The organism is Curvivirga aplysinae, from assembly GCF_009711445.1.
GTDB lineage: Bacteria > Pseudomonadota > Alphaproteobacteria > UBA8366 > Aestuariispiraceae > Curvivirga > Curvivirga aplysinae.
In genome coordinates this window covers 1-17,278 of sequence record NZ_SMMC01000138.1, presented here as the reverse complement: position 1 = coordinate 17,278, position 17,278 = coordinate 1, and the positions used below count along the sequence as shown (strand labels likewise).

The 17,278-nt window shown below is 40.5% G+C and carries 21 protein-coding genes; 5 read left to right on the top strand and 16 right to left on the bottom strand.

Annotation, left to right across the window (positions count from 1 at the left end; all coding sequences use genetic code 11):
- The 3 genes from E1160_RS04820 to E1160_RS04810 all read right to left on the bottom strand — a co-directional run.
- The coding region (locus tag E1160_RS04820) for a hypothetical protein (RefSeq protein ID WP_155153868.1) at positions 1 to 418 on the bottom strand (418 nt) is incomplete at its 3' end.
- Between the two features lie 10 nt (positions 419 to 428).
- Positions 429 to 743, bottom strand: a complete 315-nt coding sequence (locus tag E1160_RS04815; RefSeq protein ID WP_155153867.1) for a DUF6973 domain-containing protein — start codon at positions 741 to 743, stop codon at positions 429 to 431.
- Positions 744 to 758: 15 nt separating this feature from the next.
- On the bottom strand, positions 759 to 1,796 hold the full coding sequence (locus E1160_RS04810) for a hypothetical protein (protein ID WP_155153866.1): 1,038 nt from the start codon (positions 1,794 to 1,796) through the stop codon (positions 759 to 761).
- A 198-nt stretch (positions 1,797 to 1,994) separates the two neighbouring features.
- Here E1160_RS04810 and hslV point away from each other — a divergent pair, with 198 nt between their 5' ends.
- Both hslV and hslU read left to right on the top strand, forming a co-directional pair.
- The gene (gene hslV / locus E1160_RS04805) at positions 1,995 to 2,570 is read left to right on the top strand and encodes an ATP-dependent protease subunit HslV (protein WP_155153865.1); all 576 of its coding nucleotides are present in this window, start codon (positions 1,995 to 1,997) and stop codon (positions 2,568 to 2,570) included.
- Between the two features lie 11 nt (positions 2,571 to 2,581).
- Positions 2,582 to 3,892, top strand: a complete 1,311-nt coding sequence (hslU, locus tag E1160_RS04800; protein WP_155153864.1) for an ATP-dependent protease ATPase subunit HslU — start codon at positions 2,582 to 2,584, stop codon at positions 3,890 to 3,892.
- Positions 3,893 to 4,171: 279 nt separating this feature from the next.
- Here hslU and E1160_RS04795 read toward each other — a convergent pair whose 3' ends face one another.
- On the bottom strand, positions 4,172 to 5,065 hold the full coding sequence (locus E1160_RS04795) for a hypothetical protein (protein WP_155153863.1): 894 nt from the start codon (positions 5,063 to 5,065) through the stop codon (positions 4,172 to 4,174).
- 40 nt (positions 5,066 to 5,105) lie between these two features.
- Positions 5,106 to 5,459, bottom strand: coding sequence for a helix-turn-helix domain-containing protein (locus E1160_RS04790; RefSeq protein ID WP_155153862.1), 354 nt, complete (start codon positions 5,457 to 5,459; stop codon positions 5,106 to 5,108).
- 59 nt (positions 5,460 to 5,518) lie between these two features.
- Here E1160_RS04790 and E1160_RS04785 point away from each other — a divergent pair, with 59 nt between their 5' ends.
- Positions 5,519 to 6,214: a hypothetical protein gene (locus E1160_RS04785; protein ID WP_155153861.1), complete on the top strand. Its 696-nt coding sequence runs from the start codon at positions 5,519 to 5,521 to the stop codon at positions 6,212 to 6,214.
- Here the strand turns inward: E1160_RS04785 and E1160_RS04780 are convergent.
- From E1160_RS04780 to E1160_RS04755, 6 genes are all read right to left on the bottom strand, one after another.
- Complete coding sequence (locus tag E1160_RS04780) at positions 6,211 to 6,855, bottom strand: Smr/MutS family protein (RefSeq protein WP_155153860.1); 645 nt, start codon at positions 6,853 to 6,855, stop codon at positions 6,211 to 6,213. The two genes, E1160_RS04785 and E1160_RS04780, sit on opposite strands and share 4 nt — an antisense overlap.
- Positions 6,845 to 7,546, bottom strand: coding sequence for a LutC/YkgG family protein (locus tag E1160_RS04775; RefSeq protein WP_218048723.1), 702 nt, complete (start codon positions 7,544 to 7,546; stop codon positions 6,845 to 6,847). Before E1160_RS04775 ends, E1160_RS04780 begins: the two co-directional genes overlap by 11 nt.
- Positions 7,546 to 9,000, bottom strand: a complete 1,455-nt coding sequence (locus E1160_RS04770) for a LutB/LldF family L-lactate oxidation iron-sulfur protein (RefSeq protein WP_155153859.1) — start codon at positions 8,998 to 9,000, stop codon at positions 7,546 to 7,548. The genes E1160_RS04775 and E1160_RS04770 overlap by 1 nt, the downstream gene beginning before the upstream one ends.
- A gap of 11 nt (positions 9,001 to 9,011) precedes the next feature.
- Complete coding sequence (locus tag E1160_RS04765; protein WP_155153858.1) at positions 9,012 to 9,818, bottom strand: (Fe-S)-binding protein; 807 nt, start codon at positions 9,816 to 9,818, stop codon at positions 9,012 to 9,014.
- Between the two features lie 79 nt (positions 9,819 to 9,897).
- Positions 9,898 to 11,256 (bottom strand): murein transglycosylase A, encoded by a 1,359-nt coding sequence (gene mltA / locus E1160_RS04760; protein WP_218048722.1) that lies wholly within the window; start codon positions 11,254 to 11,256, stop codon positions 9,898 to 9,900.
- An 86-nt stretch (positions 11,257 to 11,342) separates the two neighbouring features.
- Positions 11,343 to 12,047 carry a Tim44/TimA family putative adaptor protein gene (locus E1160_RS04755; RefSeq protein ID WP_155153856.1) on the bottom strand — a complete coding sequence of 235 codons (705 nt, stop codon included), beginning with the start codon at positions 12,045 to 12,047 and terminating at the stop codon, positions 11,343 to 11,345.
- Positions 12,048 to 12,281: 234 nt separating this feature from the next.
- Here E1160_RS04755 and E1160_RS04750 point away from each other — a divergent pair, with 234 nt between their 5' ends.
- Positions 12,282 to 12,815: an FxsA family protein gene (locus E1160_RS04750; protein WP_155153855.1), complete on the top strand. Its 534-nt coding sequence runs from the start codon at positions 12,282 to 12,284 to the stop codon at positions 12,813 to 12,815.
- A 104-nt stretch (positions 12,816 to 12,919) separates the two neighbouring features.
- Positions 12,920 to 13,426: a protein-export chaperone SecB gene (gene secB / locus E1160_RS04745; RefSeq protein WP_155153854.1), complete on the top strand. Its 507-nt coding sequence runs from the start codon at positions 12,920 to 12,922 to the stop codon at positions 13,424 to 13,426.
- A 33-nt stretch (positions 13,427 to 13,459) separates the two neighbouring features.
- Here the strand turns inward: secB and dnaQ are convergent, their stop codons facing one another.
- From dnaQ to E1160_RS04720, 5 genes are read right to left on the bottom strand one after another with little or no spacing between them, the layout of a single operon-like run.
- Positions 13,460 to 14,152 (bottom strand): DNA polymerase III subunit epsilon, encoded by a 693-nt coding sequence (gene dnaQ, locus E1160_RS04740; RefSeq protein ID WP_155153853.1) that lies wholly within the window; start codon positions 14,150 to 14,152, stop codon positions 13,460 to 13,462.
- 5 nt (positions 14,153 to 14,157) lie between these two features.
- Complete coding sequence (coaE, locus tag E1160_RS04735; protein ID WP_155153852.1) at positions 14,158 to 14,790, bottom strand: dephospho-CoA kinase; 633 nt, start codon at positions 14,788 to 14,790, stop codon at positions 14,158 to 14,160.
- A 1-nt stretch (position 14,791) separates the two neighbouring features.
- A complete protein-coding gene (locus tag E1160_RS04730) occupies positions 14,792 to 15,625 on the bottom strand; it encodes a shikimate dehydrogenase (RefSeq protein WP_328597119.1) in 834 nt (277 codons plus the stop codon).
- Between the two features lie 10 nt (positions 15,626 to 15,635).
- Positions 15,636 to 16,238, bottom strand: coding sequence for a Maf family protein (locus tag E1160_RS04725; RefSeq protein WP_155153850.1), 603 nt, complete (start codon positions 16,236 to 16,238; stop codon positions 15,636 to 15,638).
- A gap of 23 nt (positions 16,239 to 16,261) precedes the next feature.
- Positions 16,262 to 17,104: a pyruvate, water dikinase regulatory protein gene (locus tag E1160_RS04720; RefSeq protein WP_328597118.1), complete on the bottom strand. Its 843-nt coding sequence runs from the start codon at positions 17,102 to 17,104 to the stop codon at positions 16,262 to 16,264.
- Between the last annotated feature and the right edge of the window lie 174 nt (positions 17,105 to 17,278).

The following is a 17,278-nucleotide window of genomic DNA, read 5'->3' as shown; positions in this document are numbered from 1 at the left end:
TTTGATAATCAGAATATTTTCCAGCCGTAATGTGATCTTCTAAATCACCAATGGTAACGTAGTAAGGCCTATTGTGATAGAGGCCTGATATATATCCAAATTGCGTTTTCCTTGTTCTTCCATCCACAAAATAAGTTGTTATTAGGTAACCTCCTTCCCCATAAATACTGGAAGATACCAACAAAAACTCCAGAGCAGGAATACCCTCCCAAACGATATTATTGTCTACATTATCTATACGGCTTGATATATGGCCCTGAAAAGTAATCACTGTCTTTTTAACATTTTCAGGCCATTTTTGTGCAATCCAGATAGTCGTTCCTCGACAAGCCTGACTGACTTCAGCTGTAAAATAAATTCCCAGTCCAACAGTTGGAAAAATAAAAACCAGAAATATCGCTCTGCGCAAGAAACTCATAAATATCACCTTACTTGTAATAATCTTTAGGCGGGTCAGAAGGTGCATTAAAAGGGGTTATACGTAACATATCTGCTTGAATAGCTTCCATGATTACCTCAACCGGATCTCTTTCTGTATTTCGCGGATCAAGCGCCAGGCGTCTTCCTATTTCATTGTTAAATAAATCCATCATTCTTTCATTATCAGAGTTCGTTGATGTAATTTCATGCGCATCAAGGAAGTTTTTAGCCTCCTCATAACCAACATCTAAAGTGGACAGATAGCTCCACAATGCATGTCTAAACGCATCACCCTCATTATTATGAGAGTTACCGTTATACAATTTGCTAGTTATTTTTTATGCTTCATCTGCTGTGGTGCTGATTTTTTGTGCATCTATCAGATTAAACAAAGCATAGCTATTACGCCCCATACCGGAAGGATCAAATTTTACTTCATTATAAAAACCAATAGGGTCAATCCTTTCATCCGTTTGTGATAGTATTTGTGCACGATCGTCAGTGAAAATAAAAGTATGTGTATTTTCTAATTTGTTCTTGTTTTCAGGAATGGAATGATTTGAAGAATTATTCGAAGTTAGAATATCATCTTTATAATTAGCAGTTTGTTCTTTTACTCGAAAATCACTATATTTACTACGAACTGATCTCATATCACGTGCCAGTTTTTGCCCAGTTTGTTGATCTTTATGAGATGTTAATTGGATCAAGTTCTGGAGATTTGCTTCGGCTTCTACAGGGTTATCTTGATACATTTTTTCATAAAGAGAATTAAGCCCGCTTGTTTCAGAAGATTCATTAACCAAATGATTGGCGAGGCTTTCATTTTCTCGCTGTGCTTCTGCGCTAACTGTTGGGTGACTTTGAGACTGACGAGACTTTTGCACTTGTTGTTTAACTTGTTGCACTTCAAGTTTCTGTTTCTCAGTCAACGCTTTATCCTCAATTCGTTGCTGGGTTTTATGCGCTTTGAGCTCTGCTTCCTGTTGCGCTTTTCGTTCCTGTGCTTTCATTTCACCATAGGTCTTATTTTGTATATCAAGATCACTGTCAGTGGAGTGCAGTTCATCTGAAAAAGCCGTATCATCCTCATCGGAAGTATACATTGATGAAAAATCTAATTTTGTATCCTTTTTGTTCTTATAATTATTTTGAGATATATTCGAAAAATCCTCTGATCCATTTAGTGGTGTAGAAACTGTATTTTCTATCGTTTCATTCATATCTATTTTCTGTGTTAATAGATTTTGCGGCTTTGAAAAATTTAGATTCCCCGATGTACCATCCATAGAAACTTTGTCGATTTTCCTATTTTTGAGACTGTCATATGTCGCGCCAGAACCATTACTATTTTCTCCTGTAGCCATGCCACCCATAAATTTTTCTCCTGAGTTGGGGTTAACTTCTTTCAATTATGTAGATGAGTTAATTTAAATTAGATCAATATAGGAACAAATGACTATTTATCAATAAAATAGAACATTTTATGTACTTTTAAAATAAGACAGATAAAGCCCAAAATTTCAATCAAACAAGCATTGACCAAACGGGTATTCTGTCCCATATCCCATGACATGACTGATAATACTTATGATCCCGTATATAATGCCCATGGCGCCCCTGTATTTCACGGCACCACAATTTTATCCGTTCGCAAAGAAGGAAAAGTTGTTATCGCTGGTGATGGTCAGGTCAGCCTTGGAAATACCGTATTCAAACCAAATGCCAAAAAAGTACGCCCCATTGCAGGTGGCAAAGTGCTTGTTGGATTTGCTGGTGCAACAGCCGATGCCTTTACACTGGTGGAACGTTTGGAAGCTAAATTGGAACAATTTCCAAATCAATTGACCCGTGCCTGCGTAGAATTGGCAAAAGACTGGCGAACAGATCGCTATCTTCGTAAATTAGAAGCCATGCTTGCAGTTGTGGATAAAGATGTATCCTTAATCGTATCTGGTACAGGTGATGTGATTGAACCGCATGATGGCATTATCGGTATTGGATCTGGTGGGCATTTTGCTTTATCTGCGGCCCGTGCCCTAATTGATGTAGACGGCATGGATGCAGAAGAAATCGTGCGTAAGTCCATGCAGGTGGCAGGCGATATCTGTATCTACACAAATAATAATATCACCCTTGAAAGCTTATAAGAGAGTTTCAAATGACATCCTTTTCTCCAAGAGAGATCGTATCTGAACTTGACCGCTACATTGTAGGGCAAAATGATGCGAAACGTGCAGTGGCAATTGCCCTGCGCAACCGTTGGCGCCGTCAACAATTGACAGGTGACATGCGCGAAGAAGTCCTTCCTAAAAATATCCTGATGATTGGACCAACAGGTTGCGGTAAAACCGAAATCGCCCGTCGTCTGGCAAAATTAGCTAATGCACCATTCATTAAAGTGGAAGCCACCAAATTTACCGAGGTTGGCTATGTGGGCCGCGATGTGGAACAAATCATCCGTGATATGGTAGAAGTTGCCATTACCATGGCCACTGAACAACAAAAAGCCTCTGTGAAGAACCGCGCGGAAGCTAATGCGGAAAACCGTGTGTTGGACGCACTAGTCGGTGAAAATGCCACCGAAGCCACCCGTGACAGTTTCCGCAAGAAATTACGTGACGGTTTGCTGGATGACAAAGAAATTGAAATCAGCGTCAAAGATAACAGCACATTATCTATGCCATCTATGGATATCCCGGGCATGCCAGGTGCCTCTATGGGGATGATGAATTTGGGTGATCTTTTAGGTGACAGTTTTGGTGGTCGCAAACGCACCCGTAAACTCACCGTTGCTGAATCACATGAAATTCTAATCAGTGAAGAAGCCGATAAAATTGTCGATCATGACAAGATCACCGAAGAAGCGCTCGAAAATGTGCAACAAAACGGCATCGTTTTCATTGATGAAATCGATAAAATTACCATCCGCTCTGACCGTCAAGGTGGGGATGTATCCCGTGAAGGTGTGCAACGTGACCTCTTACCATTGATCGAAGGCACGTCCGTCAGCACCAAACATGGTACTGTGAAGACAGATCATATCCTGTTTATTACATCCGGCGCTTTCCATCAGGCAAAACCGTCTGATTTATTGGCAGAATTACAAGGTCGCTTGCCGATCCGTGTGAATCTGAACCCGCTTTCCGAAGAAGATTTCGACCGTATCTTACGCGAACCGGAAAACAGCCTGATCAAGCAATATATCGCCTTGATGGGTACGGAAGATGTGACATTGGATTTCAAAGACGAAGCTATTAGCCGTGTTGCGGAATTGGCTGCAGAAATCAACCAGACCGTGGAAAATATTGGCGCCCGTCGCCTACATACGGTTCTGGAACGTTTGCTTGAAGAAATCAGCTTCACGGCTACCGACCGTTCCGGTGAAACCATTGAAATCACATCTGAAATGGTTACTGAACGTGTTGCTGAACTGGCCCAAGATACAGATTTAAGTAAGTTTATCCTCTAAGGATATTTTATAGATCAAAAATATAAAAGCCGCTCATAACTGGGCGGCTTTAATTTTAAAGGGATATAGCCTTTTGAATTGGTCTGAGTTGAACAGAAATTATGTCTTCAAAAGGTTGCATTTCGCCTGTAAAGACAGGTTTTTCACTATCATTCCGGGATTTGCTAATATCTGCATGCTTTCTCTACCGTTACTTATACAAGCACCGCATTAACAGTAGGCTTAAATTCTTCTTATTCCCCACATTAACTTCTAATTTTGTATTCGTTATTAAGTCGCCTATAAATTTTTCTCGCGATTTTGTGCAAATTGATCCGTCAAAATTGGCGTCGAAGAACCCAGATCAATTTCCATTATTTGACGAGAATAAAAATCAGCATTCCTTGTAAGGGGCAATTCCTCAACAATATCTAGAAGTACAGTTGTCCCTGTATATTTATCAATCAACATAAATCCTGTGATATCGAATTCATATTCTCGATCATCTATTCTGTTGTAAACATTAGACAATCCTTCAATATCTAATTTAAGACTAGGCCTTCCTTTCCAGATGGTTTCTCCCTGTATAGTAGCCACAATTGCAGCCTTGTTTTTTTTATCCTCGTGAATCGAAAGTTGCGTCTTACCTGCCAAAATTTCTTCATCGCTTAATAAAATTGTCGAATAATGAAATAAAGATAATAAGTCCTGATATGCTTCCACCGTTGTTGTCATACCAGGCAGATTGTCTTCATAAAGTAAGTCTAAGTTTAAAAGCTGGCCATGATTATCTTTTGTTGAAATCATTTTTGCGGCCGAAACCGGATCTGTAAAATCGTCAGGCCATGGCAATTCCCTTACTCTACCATACCAGGTCTTTTGCTCTTTACTCAGAGAAGTAAAATTATAAATTTTTTCCTCAAAGATACTATTTACTTTATTGAAATCAATGAAACCTTTGAGATTAAACACCCGCCTCATCTGCGGCGCATAAATATACGAAGACCAAGAAATTTTCGCGCGTTTATAACTTCTAAACTGCTGTTTATAATCTCCACTAATCGAAAATATTTCTTCTTTAAATTCCGGCTCAGATGAAAAGTAATCAGATACATCCATGACCTTAAGGCTAGCCTTGCCTTGACTACATGCTGCTAATGCAAGCATGCAAACACATAAAACAATTAATTTCATCTTAGCCCCCCTGCTATCTAACAGTAATCTGTTTTAACTGCTAACTACTCTCCACTATTTTAAGGATGGCATCAATCTCTTCCTTATTGAGTTTATTAACTTTTTTAGAAAGTAAATTAGCAAGGCGGGTTGCTTCTGGTGAAAGGCCGCTTGTGTCTATGGTGACCTTTGGATGAGACACATCGGCGAGGCGTTGAAGTTCTTCGGCATCATCCCAGATAATCCCGAAATAGGCGCATATCTGATGGATCAAGACCGTGGTTGGTTTACCACGATGACCATGTTCCAGCGCTGATAAATAAGGTGGGGAAAGTTGAAGAGCCTTCGCCATCTCTTTGGCAGTTACCCCGCGCTCCTTACGTAAATCTCTTAGTTTTTGCCCAAATGGTGTCATAAATTAGTTTTACTTTTATTAGGTTTTTATTATACCCTTTCGAGAGGGCCCGATTTGAAATGAATATAATATATAAAACATTTATAGTTTTATTTTGCATAATTGGTTTTAGCCATATTGCCAGTGCTTCTGAGTATTGTCCAAAAAAAGTTGGTGTCCTTTCAGAAGGTACATCGCATAGCAAATTATCCAAAATTTATACGCGTGTTTTCAAACAATTAGGATGTGATGTCCAAATTAAGAAAGCCCCAGGACAACGAGTTATTAAGCTGTTAAATGATGGTAAGCTGGATGGGGATTTATTACGTTTCCCTGTAATTGAAAAAAAATATCGTTTTGATTATATCCGATCTAACCCTCCCATTTTAAAAGACCAAATTAAAGCTATCTATAAATATCCCGGATCCATTGTGGATTATCATATTCCCAAAGGCATCGTCTTAGGAGCTATTTGGCAGGAAAACTATGCAGAAACCCATAAAAAAGAAGATATGGCAAAAACCATCCTGTATTACAGCTATGATGAAATTTTAACCGCTTATCACAACAAAGAAATTATTGCTTTTCTGTCTGAGCAACAAGTAATTGATCACGCTTATCGAGTTGGCTTGATTTCTGTAAAACCAGAAATTCATAAAGTCGTCCAAAAGGATGATGTATATTTATATCTTCGGGTAAAATTCAAAGATTTTTTGACGGATTTTAACAAGATTGTGACAGAACAAGACCCGTTTGCAAATTATGCAGAAAATTAATAATCCCTTTTACGTTTTAACAAAACATAAAGAGCGCCTTTTCCACCATCTTCAATCTGGGCAAAGCTAAAAGACAAGATTTTATCGCGCAAAGGCACATCATTTAACCAGCGCGGAACCGATTGTTTAATCGCCCCCATATTCTTTTCACCCTTGCCTGTCACCACCAAGAGACAGCGGTGGCCTGCAGCATAAGAGGATTGAACAAAATTATTCAAACGAATATGAGCTTGTTCCAGGCTATGTCCGTGCAAGTCTACCTTGGCATCAATGGACATCTTACCGCGTTTCAAACGTTGGGCGGTGCGCTTATCTACCCCCGGGCTATCACCATGTTCCAACATCCCCAAGACATTCAGTTTTAACTGCGATTTTGAGGGTGGATGTGTTACTTTTTGCACCACATCCGGCTTATGATTTTTGCGATGTACGTGAACAGGTTTTTTAGAATGTTTCTTAGTTTCAAAAACATCTTCATGACTGGATAAAAATTCTTCCAGATACTGACTATAGAGATATTCCCGTCCCTCTAGCGGTTTTGCGGTTTTAGACACAATATCCCAAAGACCATCTTTATGTATTTTGGTCTTATGAGTTTCTGTCACCTTACCAGCATCAGAAGATTTCTTTTTACGCGTCATCAGCAACCATTAAAATATGAAGAGCATGTGGACCATGGGCCCCTAACAGGATTGTTTGTTCAATATCTCCTGTTCGGGACGGACCTGTAATCATATTAACGGTACGTGGCAAGAATTCTTCGCCTTTATCCGCCTGTTGTTTGCGAATACGCGCCCATGCCTCCTCATACGCCCCGACAATATCACTTTCACGTAAAACTACCATATGGGTTTCAGGCAAGAAATTAAGTGTCGTCGGACCTTTTGGTCCTGAATGTAAAACCAAGGTACCAGTTTCTGCAATACCTGCAAAACTAACAGCCAGACTTACCAGATCATCACCGCCACTTGCCCCTTCCAATAAGGAAATATGGCTGGCATTTTCAGACCACGGCAAATTGGATAATCTTTCGTCACCAGATAATTTTACACGTGCAGGTAAGTTCTTTTGAGCTAGATAATCCGATACAGCCGCTGGAATTTCCCGATCAGATTTCAAACGCACCACGGATGCTTGAACATTTTCCGCCATTTTCTGAAAGAGGTTTACCTGTTCCGCTTTTTCCAACTGGCTACGCTTTGGAATAAGGCCTGAAGGATGCTCGGCAAGGCGTTTTTCAACAGCCTTTGGATCGGATTTAACACCGCCCCGTTCTTTTGATCTGCGAATAGAGGCAAAGATTTGATTTCGGGCTTCCATATTTTTTTCCATTATTCTGCGCCCTTCTTCAATTCGTTAAGAGTGGTTGCCCCACCCTTTTTCTTCCATTGAGAATGGAAACTACTGCCTTGAGAAGCTGGGAAATCACGGTGCTTGGTCCATTCTCCCATCCAAAGTGGTAATTTATGGAAACGCCCTTTACCACCAGATAAGGTATATGCAAATTTTGCCTTTACCCCTGTGATCATATGCCAAAGCTTTGGACGAGTTGCCATAAATCCATAGGCTTTTATAGCCCAACGCACGGGTGCAGCATTCATATTGCCTTCAAATTCCTTTTGACGATAATGACGCATCATTTTCGGCAAAGGAATACGCATCGGACAAACTTCTTCACATCGCCCACAGAAGGTAGACGCATTTGGTAAATGGCCTGCTTCTTCCACACCAATAAAACTAGGGGTTAAGACCGATCCCATTGGTCCTGGATAAACCCAACCATATGCATGACCGCCCACAGCCCCATAAACCGGACAATGGTTCATGCAGGCCCCACAGCGGATACAACGCAACATATCTTGAAATTCAGTACCCAACATGGCACTTCGCCCATTATCCAAAATAACAACATGATATTGATCTGGTCCATCAGGGTCTTCTTCACGTCGTGGGCCACTTGAAAAAGTCGTATAGGATGTAAATTCCTGCCCCGTTGCAGAACGCGCTAAGACACGAAGAACAGCTGAAGTATCCTCAAGTGTTGGAATAATTTTTTCCATACTGGCAATTACGATATGCACCTTTGGTAAGGTCTGGGTTAAGTCCCCATTACCTTCATTAGTGACAATAATGCTGGTTCCGGTTTCTGCGACAAGGAAGTTGGCCCCCGTAATGCCAACATCACTATCCAAATATTTTTGACGTAGAACCTCACGGGCTTCATGCACCAATTGTGTTGGCTCTTCCAGCTGACGATCTGGATCAAGGTCCGTATGGGCGTCGCGGAAATCTGCTTCTACTTCATCTTTAAGAACATGCACAGCAGGCGCAATAATATGGCTTGGCGCTTCTTTACGAAGTTGGATGATATATTCACCCAAATCCGTCTCAACCACTTCCAGACCCGTTTTTTCCAAGGCCGCATTCAGTCCGATTTCTTCCGAAACCATACTTTTGCCTTTAGTCACCATTTTAGCATTAACTGATTGGCAAATTTCTAAAATCGTTTGGCAGGCTTCATGGGAATTACGGGCCCAATGCACATGACCACCTTGGGCTGTGACTTTCTCTTCAAATCTTTCGAGGTAAAGATCAATATTCTGTAACGTGTGGTTTTTAATATCACGTGCCTGATCACGTAAGGCATCAAATTCTGGTAGTTTTTCGGCGGCAGCGGCACGACGCTCAACAAAGCCAACTTTTAACTTACCCAATGCTTCTTGCAGGTTATCGTTAACAAGCGCTTCAGACGCATTATTTTTGAAATTTCTAGTGGTAGACTGCATATCCCTACCCCCTATTTCTTCAAGCTATCAAGAGTGAAAGGTTTTGAAGGCGCCCCAATGGCCGGACCATCTGCCATATCGGCGAGAACTTCTGCCACATGATAGGCTTTTACCGGCGCGTCCTTGCGATGCATTTTACCTGACATATTTAAAAGGCACCCTAAGTCGCCTGCTAATAAAATATCCGCATCTGTTGAAATTATGTCATCTGATTTTTCATCTACAATCTTGCCGGAAATTTCAGGATATTTCACACAGAAAGTTCCCCCAAAGCCACAACAGGTTTCCGGACGTTTCATTTCCTGAATTTCTAACCCATCAACAGATTTTAATAATTTTCGCGGCTGTTCTTTAACAGATAACTCACGCAGACCCGAACAACTATCATGATATGTAATTTTCGCATCCAGTGATGCTTCAACGAATTGCATCCCACAAATATCAACAAGGAAGGACGTTAATTCATAAGTTCGGGCCGACAATTCATGAGCACGCCCCGCCCAATGAGGATCAGTATCGAATAATTCGGCATAATGTTCTTTGATCATGGCAGCACAGGAACCACTTGGTGCTACCACATAATCAAACCCCTCAAATGCCTCTATCACACCTTTGGCAATCTTGGCTGTATCTGCGTTATCGCCGGAATTAAAGGCGGGTTGCCCGCAACAAGTTTGACTTTCAGGTACCGCCACCTGACAACCTGCATCTTCTAATAATTTTACCGCTGCAAATCCGACATTAGGGCGCATCACATCCACAAGACATGTGACAAAGAGACCAACTTTATAAGCTGGTTTTTCGGCATGTTTCGACATTATCGATCCTACAATACTGATATTTTATTTTTTTAGTAATTTTGTCGCATTTTAGCGATTTTTTTAAAAGGTGCCAGCCTTAGTTTGGCACAGATGTTTCTTCAGAAGCCGTTTCTTCTATCTTAGAGGAAAGACGTTCTGCCACACTATTTGGGATCAATACAAAATATTGTCCTTTGGAATTCATACGACCTGCTTTTGCAAGTGCCTTATCCCCATATCCCCAAAAGAAATCACCACGTACAGGTCCCTTAATGGCACCGCCTGTATCTTGGGCCACCATTAAAGTTTGTAATGGATCAGTAGATCCGCCAGGTTGAACTGTATCTAACCAAATAAGATTACCTAAGGGAATAAAACGTTGATCAACCGCCATACTACGTTTTGGTGTTAAGGCCACACCTTGTGATCCGATAGGACCATCTCCATCTAACTCACGAAAAAAAACAAAACGAGGATTTTGCGCAAACAAATCGGCTTGTTTATCCGGGTTTTGTTCAATCCAATTGCGAATACCGCCCCAAGAAGCCTTGTGTTTTTCAATTTCACCTTGTTCAATCAGATAACGTCCAATTGATCTATATTTATGACCATTATGGGCTGCATATCCAACACGGACAACACCACCATCAGGTAAAATTACCCGACCTGATCCTTGTACTTGTAACAGAAATACATCCACCGGATCATTGATCCAAAGAAGCTCTAAACCTTGTGGATCAAGCCCACCTGCTTCGATAGCACCGCGTTGATGATATGGTTTAAATTTCTGACCCTCATCCACACGGCCAATAACATGTTTTCCTTTTAAATCCTCAGAAAAATCACCTAGATTAACTGAGACCAGATCATTTGGTTTGCCGTAAAGTGGATACTTAAAAACATCTGTTTTTACGCGACTACCTTTAAGTTCAGCCTCAAAATAACCTGTGAATTTGCCAAAAACCTCTTCATTATTCGCGGCAAGATAAGGTGCTAATTCTTTTTCCAGAAATTCACGCATCAATTGACTGGATTTACCGGCTACTAATTCAGGAGACTCTGAAAATCTTCCACAAATCGGTTGCCAATCACCATAAGTCATCGGGATAGCATCATGTCCGCGCCCCATTTCTTTATCCGCAGGACGTTTTTGAATGGCACTGCAGCTACGCTTTAATGCTTGTTCAATGCCTGCAAAATCATCATTCAACCATCCAGGTAAATCCGAAAAACTGGCTTTTGTCAGTTTAATCGCAGGACCTTCGGGTTTCTTTACTTCTTCCGGCTTAGCTTCTGGTTCCTTCACAGGAACTGGAACTTCTTTGATAACTTCTTTAATTATTTCCTTTTCCTGAATAACAATTTTTATTTTTTCTTCAGGTTTCAAAAAATGCGGCGCAACAAAGGAAGTCGCTAATATGCCTAGGGCTAAACCAATTACTACACCTGCAAACAAGGCGGGACCCTTTGGATTCCGCCTGCTCATAGAATTCTGTTTATCAGGTGATTGATCAGCCATAAAACTTAAAATCTTGAAGTTTGTTATTCAGGACTATGTGTCGCAATCAAAGACCAATTTGGATCACGGGATTGAGTATCACGTGCAAAAGTCCAAATATCAGTCACATCAACAACTTTATTAGGATCACCAGAAACAATTTCATCCATATTGTTGTAAAGCACGTTCACTTGTTTAGATTTTAATTTCACTGTGACTTTCGCAACAGATCTATCCATTTCCGCTTCGATAACTTCACAGCTATCAATGCCAACCAACATTTCTTCCAAGCGTTGACCCAATGATTCACGCTCAGAAAGCGATTTATCAAAATTGTCATAAACATCATCTGCTAACAAATTACGTAAGGTTTCGCGGTCGCCTTCCACATAAGCACGTAAAATCCATTCAAATGCCGAACGGGCACCGTCCAGGAACTGAGCCGGCGAAAAAGTTGGATCAGCTGCTTGAATTTTAGCATAGCTTTCTTGAAGTGGACCTTCTAGTTGCTGTTCATCAAATTCACGATCATGACGTTCTTTCAAGGATGGCAAAGGTACAACGACTTCGTCATTTTCTTTTGCTTCTACCTCTTCATCTGCTTTTTTTGCAGCATCCATCATGTCTTTGTAAGCTTTGGGCGGATTTTCGTGGCCTGTGCGTTTACCCAACACAGAACCAAGACGCAGGATTAAAAAAATCGCAACGCCAGCAAATAAAATAATATCAAAAATAGGAATGCCGTTCATTTTTAATTCTCAATGAAGAAACGTGATCGTTATGTAAGTATATACAATTATATACGATTTTGTGGATAAAATGGACCTATATCGACAAAATGGCAACAGAAAGGCACATATTTCGCTGAAAAAATCGCTTTTTACAGCTTCCACTTGCAGAATTTCTATTTGCCTCCTAAATAATGAGATGAAAACAAGCAAAATTCTGTTAAATACATAGGTATTCACACCCGAAAGAGCAAGATGCCACTTTTACTTCTTTTTATTATTATTCCAGTCATCGAAATTTTCTTATTCATCGAAATTGGTGACAAAATCGGTGTTGTGTGGACTATTATTACCGTATTGGCAACTGCCTTTATTGGTACTGCTTTAGTCCGTAAACAGGGATTTGATGCTTTAACCAAAGCACAAAGCAATCTGGATCAAAATAAATTACCAATGGAAGAAGTCTTCACAGGTATTTGTTTACTTGTTGCGGGGGCCCTTTTACTTACGCCTGGTTTTTTAACTGATGCCATTGGTTTTACCTTGCTTATTCCACTATTCAGAAAATCTTTAGGGGCCACTATTTGGGGTTGGATTAAAAAGAATGGGCATATTCGCATGCGACAAAATCAATTCGGACAAAATACAAATTTTAATCAAGGTGCGCCGTTTAATCAGACTTATAATCGTGATGATATTATTGATGGTGAATTTGAAGAAGTGCATCCTAGAAAAGATCCTATATCCCCATCCAAACAAATAAATACAGATGCTGATAAACAACCATAATTATCTAAAAATCGCTGATTATATGGAAAACTTAACCATAACTATTGTTTCAACCTTTGGGACATGTTAGCGAAATTCAGAACTATTTTTTCGGAGATTTTTTTATGTCAGATACAGCTGAAAATCAGGCTGAAGGCGCAGCAGAAGCACAAGCACCTGCGTTTCAAATTATTCATCAATATCTAAAAGATTTATCTGTTGAAGTGCCAAATGCACCTCATGTTTTTCAAAAAGCCCCTACAAATCCACAATTATCAGTAAATGTTGATGTAACATTAGATCAGTTGGCGGAAAAAGATTTTGAGGTCTCTTTACATTTGAATGCGAAATCTGAACAAGATGGCGAAATACAACATCAGACAGAATTGGTATATTCTTCTATTGTGGCTGTTGGTGATTTGAAACAGGATATGTTGCAAGCTATCCTTTTCATTGAAATCCCACGTATGCTTTTCCCATTTGCACGTCAAGTTTTGACAAGTTCCGTTATCAATACAGGTTTCCCACCAATCAATTTGGCACCTGTTGATTTCGTAGACATGTTCCGTCAACGCATTGCTGCAGCAAAAGCTGAAATGGCAAATCGCGAAGAAGGCGAAGCTGTAAACTAATTTCAGTAAACGATTTTAGTCTATATTTTAAAGTCACCGGTTCCAGATGGGATCGGTGACTTTTTCTTCTAAAAAGGCCGCATGAGCCGCAAGTTCCTCATCATGTGCTTTATGAGGACGGGCAGGACGAACAGGTTTATTAGATTTCTTTAAGCCACCTGCTGATAATCCACCCGTACCACCTTTACCCTCACCTGCCAATTCTAGACCTGGTTGGCGCCCGCCAGTAAGTTCCAGATATACATCTGCCAAAAGTTCAGAATCGAGCAATGCGCCGTGATAGGTACGTGATGTGTTATCAATATCAAAGCGTCGACAAAGTGCATCCAATGTTGCTTGTGCGCCTGGAAACATCGCCCTTGCCATCGCCAAAGTATCAATAGAACGGCTCATCGGGATTTTAGGTAATCCCATCCATTCCAGTTCTGCATTTAAAAATTTCATATCAAAGGCAGCATTGTGGATCACCAACATGCCGTCCCCGATAAAATCCAAAAATGCCTGACCCACTTCACGGAATGTGGGAAAATCAGTCAAGAATTCTTCAGAAAGACCATGAACCTGAAAAGCGCCTTCCGGCATATCACGTTCAGGATTAATATATTGATGATAAACTTCACCTGTTGGCATGCGATTAACCAATTCCACACAGCCAATTTCCACAATACGGTCGCCACTAAATGGATCAAATCCCGTGGTCTCGGTATCAAGAACAATCTCACGCATTTTGTTTATCTTCTTCCCTTATTACGCATTTGATATTGTTTATGAAATTCAGGATCAAGTAACTGTTCAACCACCTGCTTCACTTCATTCATAGTATAACCTTTATTTAGGCCTGTCTGAATAACAAAATCTGACTTTGCCATCTTTTGACGGATTGGCATTTGTTGAGCTTTGATTTCTTTAAATTTTTCTTCTGTCATATTTGGACGCGCCAAGACCCGTTGTTTCTGTATAATATCCGGGGCTCTCACACAGGCTGTATAATTACAAAGTTTATCCAAACCTTTCTCAAAAAGAAGCGGCACATCTAAAATGGCTATTTCTGCATTTTTACGCGTGGCCATTTCAAGAAATTTCTCTCTTTTTTTTCCAACCCAAGGATAAAGAATTGCTTCTAACTCTCTTAATTTTTCAGGATTTTTGAAGACAATATCCCCAAGTTTTTTCCGATCAACACCGTCTTCATTAACTATTCCTGGGAAAGCTTTTTCCACATCAGGTAAAGCTTCGCCATCTTTTGCCATTAATTCATGAACAACTTTATCAGCATCCTGTACAGGAAATCCAAGATAGTGAAACATACCAGCAACTGTGGTTTTTCCCATCCCGATATTGCCGGTTAAACCTAGAATAATCATCTTAGAGAACCTCTAGCATATACTGGCGTAACTCTTCGGTCACCACTGGTTTTTCAGATGGATCAAACCAGCTCTCAAAGCCGGGAATTGCCTGAAACAATAACATGCCAATACCATCTACAATTGGATTTCCACGGGCTTTTGCTTGTTCTAATAATCCGGTCATCAAAGGATTATAAACTATATCTGTAACGACAGCCTCTTTCGGAAGATCTGATAGATCAATGTCCAAAGGATTTTGTCCTTTCATTCCCAAAGATGTGCTGTTTACTAAAATCTGACATTCAGCCATATATTTTGGCAAATCAGATAAAGAACCTGCAATAATAGATCCGCCTAAATCATTGGCGACTTCTTCAGCCCTTTCTAGGGTTCGGTTTAACAGATAAATTGGACTATATCCCAATTCTTCCAAGGCTGTACAAACGGCACGGGATGCACCACCTGCCCCAAGGATAATCGCCGCACCAGATGGATTTTCAGGTAACTTTCCACTGGCTTCCAAATTTGTTTTAAAACCGTAATGATCAGTATTACTTCCCAGCAATTTTCCATCTTTGACAACTAATGTATTCACAGCACCGATACGTTGGGCCAAGGGGGAAATTTCATCACAAAAAGCCATGATTTCCTGTTTATGAGGAACCGTTACATTAGCCCCCTTTAACCCCAATTCGCCAGATTTCAATTTATTGGCAAAATCATCTAAATTTTCAGGTTCAACTGGTAATGCCTCATAACTGCCTTCAATACCAAGTTTATCCAGCCAAAAACCATGAAGACGGGGGGATAAAGAATGGGAAATTGGCCAACCAATCACTGCTGATTTTTTCATCATCTATCTCTTATGGTAGAATAGTTTTATGACCACGTAAGAACTGCATCAACGGCAGTAAAGGTAATCCTAAAACTGTAAAATAATCACCCCGAACCGTTGCAAATAATTGTGATCCTGGACCTTCTAAACGATATCCACCAACGGAATCACAAATTTCATCACCAACCGTGTTTAAATACCAATCAAGCCATTCATCTGAAAAGTCACGTACATGCATTTCAGCTGGATCATTTACATGCCAAAGGCGCTGACCGTCTTTAACAATACAAACTGCGGCATTAAGACGATGTTTTTTACCACGGAAAAATTTTAGATTTTCCCGTGCCTGATCCATATTTTCAGGCTTATCAAACCAGTGTCCTTCACAGTCCAATGTTTGATCTGCCCCAATAACCATCACACCCGGATGACGACGAGATACAGCTTGCGCCTTTAACTCTGCTAAAGTCTCAGCCACTTGAACAGCAGATGCTCCCTCGCCTTTTAAAGCAATTTTGACACTGTCTTCATCAACATTTGCTGGATCACAAGTAACATTAATGCCTGCATTTTGAAGCAAAGCTGCGCGGGTTTTACTGGCAGAGGCCAATACCAAACTTGTTTCGGTCATTTTGAAAGCTCTTTATTCTATAATCAGTTCTTTTCTTGAAGGCGGGTTTTCCGCATTTCGACATGTTTAATCACCGCTGCCGCTGTTTCTTCGATAGATCGGCGCGATACATTAATTACAGGCCAACCATGTTCAGCACAAAGGCGACGACAAGCAACGACTTCTTCTTTTACCTTATCCATATCTGCATAGCCTGTATCTTCTTTATCAGACAAATGACGTAAACGAGATTTACGAATTTGAACCAGACTATCAATGTCTTTAGTCAAGCCGACAACAAGAGGATAATTAGGATTATTCGGATCAAGCTTTAATAATTCTTCCGGCATCACCACATCTGGGACAAAAGGTACGTTTGCTGCTTTTAAACCGCGGTTCGCCAGATAGATGCAGGTAGGTGTTTTTGAAGTTCTAGAAACGCCTACCAAAACAACATCTGATGCCTCTAAATCCCATGGCGCCTGTCCATCATCATGGATCAACGCAAATTGCATGGCGTCAATACGTTCAAAATATTCATCATCCAGATTATGTTGCCGACCGGGTTGCCCTTTACTTTTCACTCCCAGATAATTCCCAAGGAAACTAATCACAGGATCAAGTAAAGAAATACAAGGAAGACGATGACGACGACAGGCTGCCTGAAGCGCTTGACGCATTTCTTCATTGACCATCGTATACATAACGACACCAGGATTTTCTAAAATATTTTGAACAACTTGCTCTACCTGTCCGACCGACCGCATCATAGGCCATTGATGTTCTATTGCCGTGACACTTTCAAACTGTGCTAAAGTTGCACGTGCAATATGTTCAACGGTTTCCCCTGTAGAATCCGAAACAAGATGAAGATGGAATGTCGCCACGGTTTTCTTCCCGTTTTTTAATTAAATGTCTTTATCAGAGCCTTTTTGGACGAAATTCACCCTTTGCACAAGAAATTGTATAACTTTGCTGAAAAGTCTGGGGATAACCTGTAGATATTTTTCTGGATAACTATGTACCCCCGACTTACCCAGATTCTGGAACAATACTTATGA

Excerpts from the sequence above, each read along its gene's own strand:
- E1160_RS04795 (WP_155153863.1), bottom strand. The coding sequence starts at position 5,065 with ATGAAATTAATTGTTTTATGTGTTTGCATGCTTGCATTAGCAGCATGT.
- E1160_RS04790 (WP_155153862.1), bottom strand. The coding sequence starts at position 5,459 with ATGACACCATTTGGGCAAAAACTAAGAGATTTACGTAAGGAGCGCGGG.
- E1160_RS04755 (WP_155153856.1), bottom strand. The coding sequence starts at position 12,047 with ATGAACGGCATTCCTATTTTTGATATTATTTTATTTGCTGGCGTTGCG.
- secB (WP_155153854.1), top strand. The coding sequence starts at position 12,920 with ATGTCAGATACAGCTGAAAATCAGGCTGAAGGCGCAGCAGAAGCACAA.
- E1160_RS04765 (WP_155153858.1), bottom strand. The coding sequence starts at position 9,818 with ATGTCGAAACATGCCGAAAAACCAGCTTATAAAGTTGGTCTCTTTGTC.
- E1160_RS04780 (WP_155153860.1), bottom strand. The coding sequence starts at position 6,855 with ATGACGCGTAAAAAGAAATCTTCTGATGCTGGTAAGGTGACAGAAACT.
- E1160_RS04730 (WP_328597119.1), bottom strand. The coding sequence starts at position 15,625 with ATGAAAAAATCAGCAGTGATTGGTTGGCCAATTTCCCATTCTTTATCC.
- E1160_RS04725 (WP_155153850.1), bottom strand. The coding sequence starts at position 16,238 with ATGACCGAAACAAGTTTGGTATTGGCCTCTGCCAGTAAAACCCGCGCA.
- coaE (WP_155153852.1), bottom strand. The coding sequence starts at position 14,790 with ATGATTATTCTAGGTTTAACCGGCAATATCGGGATGGGAAAAACCACA.
- hslV (WP_155153865.1), top strand. The coding sequence starts at position 1,995 with ATGACTGATAATACTTATGATCCCGTATATAATGCCCATGGCGCCCCT.
- hslU (WP_155153864.1), top strand. The coding sequence starts at position 2,582 with ATGACATCCTTTTCTCCAAGAGAGATCGTATCTGAACTTGACCGCTAC.
- E1160_RS04775 (WP_218048723.1), bottom strand. The coding sequence starts at position 7,546 with ATGGAAAAAAATATGGAAGCCCGAAATCAAATCTTTGCCTCTATTCGC.
- E1160_RS04750 (WP_155153855.1), top strand. The coding sequence starts at position 12,282 with ATGCCACTTTTACTTCTTTTTATTATTATTCCAGTCATCGAAATTTTC.
- dnaQ (WP_155153853.1), bottom strand. The coding sequence starts at position 14,152 with ATGCGTGAGATTGTTCTTGATACCGAGACCACGGGATTTGATCCATTT.
- E1160_RS04785 (WP_155153861.1), top strand. The coding sequence starts at position 5,519 with ATGAATATAATATATAAAACATTTATAGTTTTATTTTGCATAATTGGT.
- E1160_RS04810 (WP_155153866.1), bottom strand. The coding sequence starts at position 1,796 with ATGGGTGGCATGGCTACAGGAGAAAATAGTAATGGTTCTGGCGCGACA.
- E1160_RS04770 (WP_155153859.1), bottom strand. The coding sequence starts at position 9,000 with ATGCAGTCTACCACTAGAAATTTCAAAAATAATGCGTCTGAAGCGCTT.